The organism is Nocardioides sp., from assembly GCF_035547795.1.
Taxonomy (GTDB): domain Bacteria; phylum Actinomycetota; class Actinomycetes; order Propionibacteriales; family Nocardioidaceae; genus Nocardioides.
On sequence record NZ_DASZUF010000139.1, the window covers coordinates 22,924 to 33,412 of the forward strand.

Genomic DNA, 10,489 nt, shown 5'->3' on the forward strand with positions numbered 1-10,489 from the left:
CCCATCGGCAGACTTCCCAGGAACCACCATGACCGACAAGCCGAACCCGCTGCGCCTGCCGCCGCCGGTCCGCACCGCCGACGACTCGCTCGGCGAGCGACTGGCGCTGCTGGCACGCGCCTCCACCCCCACACCGGTACGACGCCGGGCCCGCTGGCGGCTCCCGCTCGCGGCGGTGGTCGTGGTCGCGGGCACCGGCGGACTGGCCTACGGCGCTCAGAGCGTGGTACGTCATGTCACCGGACCGTCGACGGTGATCCCGGGTCACGACCTCTCCCCGCACCCCACCGCGCCGGGACGCTCCACCTCGCCCGCCGGCCCGTCGGGGTCGGCCGGCGCCGACCCCACCAGCGAAGCCGCCCACCCGAGCCACCCGGCCCGTCCCGCCCGCCCGGCGCATCCGGGCCACCCCGCGCAGCCGTCCCACCCGAGCCATCCGACGCACCCGGCGCATCCGAGCCACCCCACCCATCCCACCAGGAGCGCCCAGCCGAGCCACCCGACGCATCCGGCGCACCCACCGCGGCCCACGCCCAGCCGCCGTCCCGCCGAGTCCGCCGCCGACGCGACGGGCGGCTCCGGCCAGGACTCCGACCCCGGTGGCCACGGAGGCTGAGTGAGCGATGCGACCGGCCCTGCTCGACCCTGGGTCGAGCTGGCCCGTGACGGAGACCCGACCGCCTGGCGAGCGCTGTACGACGCGCACGCCGGGCGTTTGGTGCTGTGGCTCCGGCAACTGCCCACCGGCGATCCCGCGGCCGATCACGACGACCTCGCAATGGAGGCATGGTCCGTCGCGGCGAGCCGGATCGCCGACTTCGAGGGCGACGACGACGCCTTCGCCGGCTGGCTGTTCGGGATCGCCCGCAATCACGTGCTGAACGCGCGGCGCAAGTCCGCCCGGCGAGCGACGTACGCGATGTCCGCCATGCCCGAGCCGACCCTGCCGATGGAGACGGTGACCGGCCCGGTGGAGACGGCCGAGGCGGTCCGCCGGGCGCTCGCGATGCTGCCCCAGCGGGAGGGCGAGGTGATCGCCTGCATCGACGTGGTCGATCTCGACGTGGCGACGACGGCGCGGATCCTCGGCATCAGCCGGCCGGCGGTCCGGGTCGCCCGCCAGCGCGGGCTACGCCGGCTGCGCGCCGCCGGCTGGGCGGTCTAGGCGGGGCTCGACCCCAACTGTCCTCTCCAAACTGTCACCGTGACACTTTGCGCCGGGGGTGACACATCCAAAGTGTCACCCCGCACGCCAACTATCACGGTGACACTTTGGGGGAACGGGCGTGTTGGGGAACGGGCGTGTTGGGGAGCAGGCGTACGGCGGCGCAGGCGGCCGCGGTGGCGGGGGCCGGGCCGCACTAGGCGACGATCACCCGGTCACGCGGCTGCGGCTGCGGTCGGCGTCCGCGCAGCCCGGCCCAGGCCCGTGCGAGCGCCTCCACGGCGTTCTCCAGGTCGGCGCCGGACCGGGTCCACGGGATCCGGACGAACCGCTCGAGGCCGCCCTCGACGCTGAAGATCGGTCCCGGCGCGATCGCCACGCCGGCCCGCTCGGCGGCCGCTGCCAACGGCGTCGCCAGCGGTGCCGGCAGCCGGCACCACACGCACATCCCGCCCGACGGCACCCGGAACTCCCACGTCGGCAGCCGCTCCCGCAGCGCGGTCACCAGCGCCTCGCGCTGCGTCCGCAGCCGGGCGATGTGCGCCGCCCGGGTCGCTTCCGGCGCGGCCAGCAGATGCGTCACCGCGAGCTGCTCGACCAGCGGCGCACCGAGGTCGAGGCCGAGCCGGGCATCGACCAGGCGGTCCATGGTGACCTGGTCGGGCACCCGCACCCAGCCGATCCGCAGTCCTCCCCAGAAGGCCTTCGACGCGCTGCCCAGCGTCACCGTGCCCGGTGCGAACGCGGCGAACGGCGGCGGCATCTCCTGCCCGTCCAGCGCCAGCGCCTGGTGCGCCTCGTCCACGATCGGAACCGTCCCGGCCCGGGTCAGTGCGCTCCCCAGCCGGCGCCGGTCCTGTGCCGGCATCACCAGGCCGGTCGGGTTCTGGAAGTCCACCAGCAGGTACGCCGAGGCCGGCCGGCTCGCCCGCACCGTGGCGACCATCCCGTCGACATCCCAGCCGTCGGGCTCGACCGGCGCGGCGACGAACCGGGCGCCGACCCGGCGCAGCGCGTCGGCGCCGTTGGGGTACGTCGGCGACTCCACCAGTACCCGGTCGCGCGGCGCCACCAGCGCCCGCGCCACGATCGCGGCGGCGCCCAGCGCGCCCGAGGTCACCATGATCTGCTCGGGACGGGTGGGCAGCCCCCGGGCGTCGTAGGTGGCGGCGATCGCGGCCTGCAGCGCCGGGAGCCCGACCGGGAAGTAGCCATGACCGCCCAGGTACGCCGGCAGCTCGGCGACGGCCGCGGCGTACGCCTCGGCGATGCCGGGCGGCGCGGTGGCGGCCGCGCAGGTCAGGTCGATCAGGCTCTCGTCGGGCGAGGGCGTCAGCGCCTGGTCGTGCGCCCGGGACCGGCCGCCGGGCACCCGGGTGAAGGTGCCGGCACCGCGGACCGCCACCGCGAACCCGCTCTCCACCAGGCTGGCGTAGGCACGGGTGACGGTGGTGCGCGAGACGCCGAGCGCCGTCGCCAGGTCGCGCTCGCTGGGCAGGCGCACGTCGAGCGCGATCCGGCCGTCACCGATGAGCAGGGTGAGCGCGTCGGCGAGACCCAGGTAGGCCGGCGTCCGGTCGAAGGCGCCGATCAACTCGACCAGGCGGGTCGGCGTGATGGACCGGTGCATGCAGTCCACCTTCTCACGATTGGCTATTTCACAACAGTCCAATCAGACCGGACCATGGAGGCATGACGTCCCTCGCCGACCTCGGACCGGTCGCGCAGCTGCGTGCCGGGCGACTCCCTCGCCGCCTCACCCAGCTCTTGGTCGGCCTGGTGCTCTACGGCGCCTCGCTGGCGCTGATGGTGCGCGGCCGACTGGGCCTGGCTCCCTGGGACGTCCTCCACTCCGGCCTGATCCGCTACCTGCCGCTCGACCTGGGCCAGATGGTGATCGTGGTCAGCGTGCTGGTGCTGCTGCTGTGGATCCCGCTTCGGGAGAAGCCGGGCATCGGCACCATCGCCAACACCCTGCTGATCGGCTCCAGCGCCGACGCCGTGCTGGCGGTGCTGCCGGCACCGCACCCGATGGCCCTCCGGGTGCTGTTCACCGTCGGCGGGGTGGCGCTGTGCGCGTTCGCGACCGCGCTCTACATCGGCGCGCAGTTCGGCCGCGGGCCGCGCGACGGGCTGATGACGGGCCTGGTGCGCCGTACCGGCGCGTCGATCCGGTTGGTGCGCACCGGCTTGGAGGTCACCGTGGTCGTCATCGGCCTGCTGCTCGGCGGCAGCCTCGGCCTCGGGACGGTGCTGTACGCGCTGACGATCGGCCCGCTGGCCCAGCGCTGGCTGCCGGCCTGGATCGTGGACGTCGGCCCGGCTCAGGAGCCGGCGATCGCCGCCAGCGCCTCGCGGTAGCCGTCCACGCCCTTCCCGGCGATCACCCTGACCGCATGTGGGCTGACCACGCTGGTGTGCCGCCACTCCTCCGGCCGGGTGAACGGGTCGGAGAGGTGCACCTCGACCAGCGGCGCCTCCAGCTGGGCGCACGCGTCGTAGACGGCGTAGGAGTAGTGCGTGAACGCCGCGGCGTTGAGTACCACCGGGGTGTGCTCGTCGGCGGCGACATTGAGCCAGTCGACCAGCTCGCCCTCGTGGTTGGTCTGGCGGACCTCCACCTCCAAGCCGAGGTCCCGGCCCCACTCCACGCACAGCGCGACCAGCTGGGCGTAGGTGGTGTGGCCGTAGATCTCCGGCTGCCGCTTGCCCAGCCGACCCAGGTTGGGGCCGTTGAGCACCAGCACCCTCATGACAGCGCCTCGAACGCCTCGCGCAGCAGCTCCTCGGGCGGCCCGGCCAGGATGGTCGGATCGGCCAGGCCGCGCAGCACCAGGAAGCGCAGCACCGAGCCCCTGGCCTTCTTGTCGACCCGCATCGCACCGATCAGGTCGTCGAAGGAGGCGCCGTGGTACGACGTCGGCAGGCCCGCCTTCGCGAACGCGGAGCGGTGCCGGGCCAGCAGGTCGGCGTCGATGAGGCCGGAGCGGGCCGCGATCTCGGCGGCGTAGACGCAGCCGATCGCGACCGCCTCGCCATGCCGTATGCCGTAGCCGCTGTGCTTCTCGATCGCGTGCGCGAGGGTGTGCCCGTAGTTGAGCACCTCACGCCCGGGGTGTCCGTCCACGCCGCCGGTCTCCTTCAGGTCCGCCGCGACCACCGCCGCCTTGACCCGCACGGCGCGCTCGACCAGCTCCTCGATCTCGGGCGACGCGGCGTCCAACCGATCGGCGTTCTCTACGATCGTCAGGATCTCGGGATCGGCGATGAAGCCGCACTTGACCACCTCCCCGAGCCCGGCCACGAGCTCCTCGGCGGGCAGCGTGGCGAGCAGGTCGAGGTCGCACAGGACACCGGCGGGCTCGTGGAAGGCGCCCACCAGGTTCTTGCCGGCGCCGGTGTTGATCCCGGTCTTGCCGCCGACCGCCGCGTCGACCATCGCCAGCAGCGTGGTCGGCACGTGCACGACGCGCACCCCGCGCAGCCAGGTCGCCGCCACGAAGCCGCCCAGGTCGGTGGTGGCCCCGCCGCCGAAGGTGACCACGGCGTCCGAGCGGGTGAAGCCGAGCTCGCCGAGCGCCTCCCAGCACTGGACCGCGATGTCGTAGGTCTTGGTCGCCTCCCCCGAGGGCAACCCGATCCCGTGCACGTCGTAGTGCGCCAGCATCGCCTCGGCGTAGCGCTCGGCCTGGTCGCCGAGCTCGCCGGCGTAGAGCAGGGCCACCCGCTCGACCCGCTCGCCGAGGATCGCCGGCAGCCGGTCGGCGAGGCAGCGACCGATGACGACCTCGTACGACGTCCCGACGCTGACGACAGTGCTCACAGCTTCTCCTCGATCTCGGCCGCCACCTCGGCGGGCGTGCGGCCATCGGTGTCGACGACCAGGGCGGCGACCGCCTCGTAGACGGGGTTGCGCTCCTCGAGCAGGGCCTTGATCCGGCTGCGGACGTTGCCCAGCAGCAGCGGCCGCCCCTGCCCCAGCCCGACCCGCCGGGACGCGTCCGCCAACCCGACCCGCAGGAAGACCACCGGCCGACCGGCGAGCAGCGCCCGGGTGTCGGGGTCGAGCACCGCCCCGCCGCCCAGCGACAGCACGCCGTCGTGCTCGGCCAGCGCCCGCCTCACGGCCGCCTTCTCCAGCGCGCGGAAGGCCGCCTCGCCGTCGTCGACGAAGATGTCCTGCACGCTCTTGCCGACGACCGCCTCCACGTCCTCGTCGGTGTCACGCACGCCGGTGCCCCACCGCTCGGCGAGGATCCGGCCGACGGTGGTCTTCCCCGCCCCCATCGGGCCGACGAGCACGACGCGCGGTGCCATCAGCGGTAGCGCAGGTTGGCCAGGTAGGACTCGGCGTTGCGCCGGGTCTCGCCGACCGAGTCGCCGCCGAACTTCTCCACCACCGCGTCGGCCAGCACCAGCGCGACCATCGCCTCGGCGACGATCCCGGCGGCGGGTACGGCGCACACGTCGCTGCGCTGGTGATGCGCGACGGCCTCCTCGCCGGTGGCGACGTCGACGGTGCGCAGCGCCCGCGGCACCGTCGCGATCGGCTTCATCGCGGCTCGCACCCGCAGCACCTCGCCGGTGGTCATGCCGCCCTCGGTGCCGCCGCTACGGCCACTGGTGCGCACGATGCCCTCGGCGGTCGGCACGATCTCGTCGTGCGCCAGGCTGCCCGGGGTCGCGGCGAGCTCGAAGCCGTCGCCGACCTCGACACCCTTGATCGCCTGGATACCCATCAGCGCGCCGGCCAGGCGGGCGTCGAGCCGGCGATCCCAGTGCACGTGCGAGCCCAGCCCCGGCGGCAGGCCGTAGACGACGACCTCGACCACCCCGCCGAGCGTGTCACCGTCCTTGTGCGCCTGGTCGATCCGCTCGACCATGAGCTTGGAACTGTCGGCGTCCAGGCAGCGCACCGGGTCCTCGTCCAGCCGGGTTACGTCCTCGGGGGTCGGCAGCTCGGTGCCGGTCGTGCGCACCCCGCCGAGCTCGATCACGTGGCTGACGATCCGAGCGCCGACGCTCTGCTCGAGGAACGCGCTCGCCACCGACCCGAGCGCCACCCGAGCGGCGGTCTCGCGGGCCGAGGCACGCTCCAGGATCGGGCGGGCATCCTCGAAGTCGTACTTCTGCATGCCGGCCAGGTCGGCGTGGCCGGGTCTCGGCCGGGTCAGCGGCGCGTTGCGGGCCTGCTTCTCCAGCACCTCCGCGTCGACCGGGTCGGCCGACATCACCGTCTCCCACTTGGGCCACTCGGTGTTGCCGACCTGGATGGCGACCGGACCGCCCTGGCTCTCGCCGTGCCGGACGCCGCCGACGATGGTCACCTCGTCGCGCTCGAACTTCATCCGCGCGCCGCGGCCGTAGCCCAGTCGACGGCGCGCCAGGGCGTCGCCGATCTGCTCGGACGTGATCCGGACGTGGGCGGGCAGCCCTTCCAGGATCGCGACCAGGGAGGGGCCATGGGACTCGCCCGCGGTCAGCCAGCGCAACATGGCGCACAGTCTCCCATGCGGCTCAGGCCACGACGTGCACCGATCCACCGAGCAGGATGCCGAGCACGGCGCCGGCGATCATGAACGGTCCGAACGGGTAGGCCCGCTTCAGCGTGCTGCGGTCGCGCCGGACGAGCATCAGCGTGATGCCGAAGAGGCCGAACAGGAGCAGGCCGCCGTACAGGCCGATCAGCCACGGGTTCCAGCCGACCCGGCCCAGCACCAGCCCGAGCAGGGCCGCGAGCCGGACGTCGCCGAAGCCCATCCCGGCCCGCCTGACGAACCACAGGACCCAGAAGAACGACCGGGCGACCAGCATCGCCGCCACCGCCCGCACCAGCACGGCTGCGTCCCGTGTCGCGACCCACTCCGCCAGCACCAGCAGCAGGAGTACGCCGGTGGCCGGCAGCACCACCACCCGGGGCAGCAGCCGGGTGCGCCAGTCGACCACGGCGAGCAGCACCAGCACCGGCGCCAGCACCGCCATCACCCATGCCACCCGGTCGTCGCCGAGCCGGGCGCCGATCAGCAGCGCGATCGCGGCCGAAGCGAGCGCGGCCGTCGGGAGCAGCCAGCGGCGCCGACCCAGGACGGCGTACGGCTCCTTGGGGCCCTCCTCCGGCGGCGCGTCGTGCTCGACCGGCTCGGGCAGCCGCGCTACCAGCGCCGGGACGCCCGCGCCCAGGACGGCCGCCAGCAGCGCCATCGCGGGCGCGGCCGAGCTCATCCCCGGGCGCCGAGCGCCGCCTCGCCGGCAGCGCGCATCGCCTCCAGCGGTGCCGGCTGCGAGGTGAACAGCTCGAACTGCGGCACCGCCTGGTTCACCAGCAGGTCCAGCCCGCTGATCACCGCGCCCGTGGCGGCGCTGGTCAGCGGCGTCGGCCAGGGGTCGTAGACGACGTCGAAGAGCGCCGGCGCCTCGCGCCAGGCCGCCACCAGGTCGTCGGTCTGGGCGGCGACCGGGATGGTCGAGACCAGCAGGTCGACCTCGGGGCGGGCGTCGAGCGGCGCGACCGCGACCGTCGGCGCGGCCGGGTGGGCCGCGATCACGGCACGCGTCTCCTCGGCCCGGGCCGCGTCACGGGCCAGCAGCGTCACCGCACCGGCACCGAGCTCGACCGCGGCCAGACCGGTCGAGGCGGCCGTGGCACCGGCACCCAGGATCGCGGCCGAGCGGATCGGGCCGTCGTACCGCTCCCGGACGGCGGCGACCGCGCCGGGCAGGTCAGTGTTGTCGCCGGCCCAGCCGTAGGTGGTGCGCACCAGCGTGTTGACCGCGCCGACCAGCCGGGCCCGGTGGGAGACGTCCGCGACGATCGCCATCGCCTCGCGCTTGAGCGGCATCGTCAGCGACAGCCCGCGCCAGGACTCGTCGAGGGTGCTCAGGAACCACGCCAGGTCTCCCGACTTCACCCGACGGGTCTGGTAGGTCCAGGCCAGACCGAGCGCCTCGTAGCCGGCCCGGTGCAGCACCGGCGAGAGCGAGTGCTCGATCGGGTCGCCCAGGACGGCGCAGCGCATCGGCACCACCTCAGCAGGCGTCCGAGGTCTTGCAGTACTCCTGGAACTGCGCGACCGCCTTGTTGTGCTCGGCCAGCGTGGTCGAGAAGACCGTCTCGCCGGTCTTGAGGTTGACCACGACCCAGTACAGCCACGGACCGTCGGCCGGGTTCAGCGCCGCCTTGAGGGTCGCCTCGCCCGGGTTGCCGATCGGCCCCGGCGGCAGGCCGGTGTGCTGGTAGGTGTTGTACGGCGAGGAGTTGCTCCGCATCGCCTGCGTGGTCCACACCTGCCCGCTGACCTTGTTCGCGTACGAGACGGTGGCGTCGGACTGCAGCGGCATGCCCGCCTTGAGCCGGTTGTAGATAGCGCGCGCGACCTTCGGATAGTCCTCGGTGCGCTTGGCCTCGTACTCCAGGATGCTCGCCACCGTCACCACCTGCTCCGGCGTCAGGCCGACGTCGGCGGCACGGTCGGTCAGGTCCAGCTCCTTGTCCACCTGCGCCGCCTTGGCCACCATCTGCTTGAGCAGCTCGGTGGCGGTCTCGCCCGGCACCACCTCGTAGGTGGCCGGGAACAGGTAGCCCTCCGGATTGCCCTTGGCTTCCGGCGGCAGACCGAGCGCAGTGGGGTTCTTCAGCGCGGCCAGGACGGCCGACCTCGTGATGTCGCTGCGCTGCACGATGGTGTCGACGATCTGTGCCACCCGGGCGCCCTCGGGCACCACGACCGCGTCCTGGATCAGGCTCTTGGGGTTGATCAGCACGGCCAGCGCATCGGCGGCCTTCATGTGCTTCTTCAGCTGGTAGAAGCCGACCTGGATCCGGCCGGCCGCCTGCGGATCGTCCTGGGCGGCGGCCACGAACGCGTCCACCGACTCCACCACGCCGGCCGCCTTCAGGTTGCGGCCGATCTGGGTCGCCGAGTCGCCCTTGTTGACCTCGAAGGTGACACTGCCCTCGCCCGGGCCGGCGTAGTCCGCCGCGCTCGAGCCGAGGTGGTCCTTGAGGTAGTGGTAGCCCTTGTTGCCGCCGTAGTAGAGGCCGCCGAGCACCACGACGAGGGCGATGAGTACGGCGAGGCAGCCGGACACGCCGCGGCCTCGCCGCCGGGTCGCCCGACGGGCGCCGGCCCGGCGCGGCGCCAGGACCTCGGGCTCCTCGTACCGCTCGGCCTGCGGCTGGTGGGGCTGTCCGGGCTCGTAGCCGGGCTCGGGCTCCCGGCCAGGCGGCTCGGGCGCGAAGCCCGGGCCCAGCGGCTCGTTGGGGTCACTCATCGACTCGCCTCGACGATCTCTCCTGGCGCTTCTCCCGAGGAGCGCTCCGTGTCCAGTGCGTGCTGCAGGATCAGGACGGCTGCCGCCTGGTCCACGACGGCGCGGCGGTCCTGGCCCTTCCGGCCGCGGTCACGGAGCATAGCCTCAGCGCTGACCGTGGTGAGCCGTTCGTCGACCAGACGCACCGGCACCGGCGCCACCGAGCGGGCGAGTGCGCCCACGAAGTCGCGCACCTTGGCCGTCGCCGGGTTCTCCCCACCCCGCAGCGAACGGGGCAGGCCGACGACCACCTCCAGCAGGGTGCTCTCCTCGGCGATCTCGGCCAGGATCGCACGGATCCGGGCGATGTCACCTCGGCCGCGCCTGACCGTCTCGACCGGGGTGGCGAGGAAGCCCGTGGGGTCGCTGCGGGCCACCCCGATCCGGGCGTCCCCCGGGTCGATGCCGAGCCGTACCCCGTGCCGCATCAGGACCGGATCACACCCGGGCCAGGCCCGGCACCAGCGCCAGCGCCTCGTCGATCTTGGCCACGTCGCTGCCACCGCCCTGGGCCAGGTCGTCCTTGCCGCCGCCACGACCACCGAGCACCGGGGCGAGTGCCTGCACGAACGCGCCCGCCTTGAGGCCGCGCGCCCGGCCGGCCTCGTTGACGGTCGCCACGATCGAGACCCTGCCGTCGGCGTCGCCGAGCAGCACGACCACCGTGGGGCGGTCCGCCGGGAACCGGCCGCGGACATCCATCGCCAGGGTGCGTACGTCGTTGCCACCGGCGCCGGCGGCCCGCGCGGCCACCACCGCGACCCCGTCCACGTCGACGGCGTCCTCGGCGAACCTGCCCGCGCTGGCCAGCAGCCGCGCGACGCGGGCCTTCTCGATCTCCTTCTCCGCGGCACGGAGCCGCTCGACCAGGTCGCCCACCCGACCCACCAGGTCGTCGGGCTGGGTCTTGAGCAGCTCGGTGAGCTGGTCCACCACGTCGCGCTCGCGGGCGAGGTAGCGGAAGCCCTCCAGGCCGGTGAACGCCTCGATACGGCGGTTGCCCGACCCGACGCT

At 73.7% G+C, this 10,489-nt stretch carries 13 protein-coding genes; 3 read left to right on the plus strand and 10 right to left on the minus strand.

Annotated elements, in window-relative coordinates; all coding sequences use genetic code 11:
* Positions 1–28 precede the first annotated feature (28 nt).
* Both VHA72_RS09435 and VHA72_RS09440 read left to right on the plus strand, forming a co-directional pair.
* Positions 29–616 (plus strand): hypothetical protein, encoded by a 588-nt coding sequence (locus VHA72_RS09435; protein ID WP_325574547.1) that lies wholly within the window; start codon positions 29–31, stop codon positions 614–616.
* Positions 617–1,165: an RNA polymerase sigma factor gene (locus VHA72_RS09440; protein ID WP_325574549.1), complete on the plus strand. Its 549-nt coding sequence runs from the start codon at positions 617–619 to the stop codon at positions 1,163–1,165.
* A gap of 196 nt (positions 1,166–1,361) precedes the next feature.
* On the opposite strand, the gene yczR is transcribed toward VHA72_RS09440, so the two are convergent.
* Positions 1,362–2,795, minus strand: a complete 1,434-nt coding sequence (yczR, locus tag VHA72_RS09445; RefSeq protein WP_325574551.1) for a MocR-like transcription factor YczR — start codon at positions 2,793–2,795, stop codon at positions 1,362–1,364.
* A 62-nt stretch (positions 2,796–2,857) separates the two neighbouring features.
* Here yczR and yczE point away from each other — a divergent pair, with 62 nt between their 5' ends.
* Positions 2,858–3,526 (plus strand): membrane protein YczE, encoded by a 669-nt coding sequence (gene yczE, locus VHA72_RS09450; protein WP_325574553.1) that lies wholly within the window; start codon positions 2,858–2,860, stop codon positions 3,524–3,526.
* Here the strand turns inward: yczE and VHA72_RS09455 are convergent.
* From VHA72_RS09455 to VHA72_RS09495, 9 genes are all read right to left on the minus strand, one after another.
* Positions 3,490–3,918 (minus strand): type II 3-dehydroquinate dehydratase, encoded by a 429-nt coding sequence (locus VHA72_RS09455; RefSeq protein ID WP_325574555.1) that lies wholly within the window; start codon positions 3,916–3,918, stop codon positions 3,490–3,492. The genes yczE and VHA72_RS09455 overlap by 37 nt on opposite strands.
* Positions 3,915–4,988: a 3-dehydroquinate synthase gene (gene aroB / locus VHA72_RS09460; RefSeq protein WP_325574557.1), complete on the minus strand. Its 1,074-nt coding sequence runs from the start codon at positions 4,986–4,988 to the stop codon at positions 3,915–3,917. The genes VHA72_RS09455 and aroB overlap by 4 nt, the downstream gene beginning before the upstream one ends.
* The gene (locus tag VHA72_RS09465; RefSeq protein ID WP_325574559.1) at positions 4,985–5,482 is read right to left on the minus strand and encodes a shikimate kinase; all 498 of its coding nucleotides are present in this window, start codon (positions 5,480–5,482) and stop codon (positions 4,985–4,987) included. Before VHA72_RS09465 ends, aroB begins: the two co-directional genes overlap by 4 nt.
* Positions 5,482–6,660, minus strand: coding sequence for a chorismate synthase (gene aroC / locus VHA72_RS09470; protein ID WP_325574561.1), 1,179 nt, complete (start codon positions 6,658–6,660; stop codon positions 5,482–5,484). The genes VHA72_RS09465 and aroC overlap by 1 nt, the downstream gene beginning before the upstream one ends.
* A 22-nt stretch (positions 6,661–6,682) precedes the next feature.
* Positions 6,683–7,387: a prepilin peptidase gene (locus tag VHA72_RS09475; protein WP_325574563.1), complete on the minus strand. Its 705-nt coding sequence runs from the start codon at positions 7,385–7,387 to the stop codon at positions 6,683–6,685.
* Positions 7,384–8,181 carry a shikimate dehydrogenase gene (locus VHA72_RS09480; protein ID WP_325574565.1) on the minus strand — a complete coding sequence of 266 codons (798 nt, stop codon included), beginning with the start codon at positions 8,179–8,181 and terminating at the stop codon, positions 7,384–7,386. Before VHA72_RS09480 ends, VHA72_RS09475 begins: the two co-directional genes overlap by 4 nt.
* Positions 8,182–8,191: 10 nt before the next feature.
* Positions 8,192–9,436: an endolytic transglycosylase MltG gene (mltG, locus tag VHA72_RS09485; RefSeq protein WP_325574567.1), complete on the minus strand. Its 1,245-nt coding sequence runs from the start codon at positions 9,434–9,436 to the stop codon at positions 8,192–8,194.
* Positions 9,433–9,903, minus strand: a complete 471-nt coding sequence (gene ruvX / locus VHA72_RS09490; protein WP_325574569.1) for a Holliday junction resolvase RuvX — start codon at positions 9,901–9,903, stop codon at positions 9,433–9,435. The genes mltG and ruvX overlap by 4 nt, the downstream gene beginning before the upstream one ends.
* A gap of 10 nt (positions 9,904–9,913) precedes the next feature.
* On the minus strand, positions 9,914–10,489 hold a 576-nt coding region (locus VHA72_RS09495; protein WP_325574571.1), incomplete at its 5' end, for a DHHA1 domain-containing protein.

Coding starts and splice junctions, on each gene's coding strand:
- VHA72_RS09435 (WP_325574547.1), top strand. CDS start 29: ATGACCGACAAGCCGAACCCGCTGCGCCTGCCGCCGCCGGTCCGCACC.
- mltG (WP_325574567.1), bottom strand. CDS start 9,436: ATGAGTGACCCCAACGAGCCGCTGGGCCCGGGCTTCGCGCCCGAGCCG.
- VHA72_RS09465 (WP_325574559.1), bottom strand. CDS start 5,482: ATGGCACCGCGCGTCGTGCTCGTCGGCCCGATGGGGGCGGGGAAGACC.
- ruvX (WP_325574569.1), bottom strand. CDS start 9,903: ATGCGGCACGGGGTACGGCTCGGCATCGACCCGGGGGACGCCCGGATC.
- VHA72_RS09480 (WP_325574565.1), bottom strand. CDS start 8,181: ATGCGCTGCGCCGTCCTGGGCGACCCGATCGAGCACTCGCTCTCGCCG.
- yczR (WP_325574551.1), bottom strand. CDS start 2,795: ATGCACCGGTCCATCACGCCGACCCGCCTGGTCGAGTTGATCGGCGCC.
- VHA72_RS09475 (WP_325574563.1), bottom strand. CDS start 7,387: ATGAGCTCGGCCGCGCCCGCGATGGCGCTGCTGGCGGCCGTCCTGGGC.
- aroC (WP_325574561.1), bottom strand. CDS start 6,660: ATGTTGCGCTGGCTGACCGCGGGCGAGTCCCATGGCCCCTCCCTGGTC.
- yczE (WP_325574553.1), top strand. CDS start 2,858: ATGACGTCCCTCGCCGACCTCGGACCGGTCGCGCAGCTGCGTGCCGGG.
- VHA72_RS09455 (WP_325574555.1), bottom strand. CDS start 3,918: ATGAGGGTGCTGGTGCTCAACGGCCCCAACCTGGGTCGGCTGGGCAAG.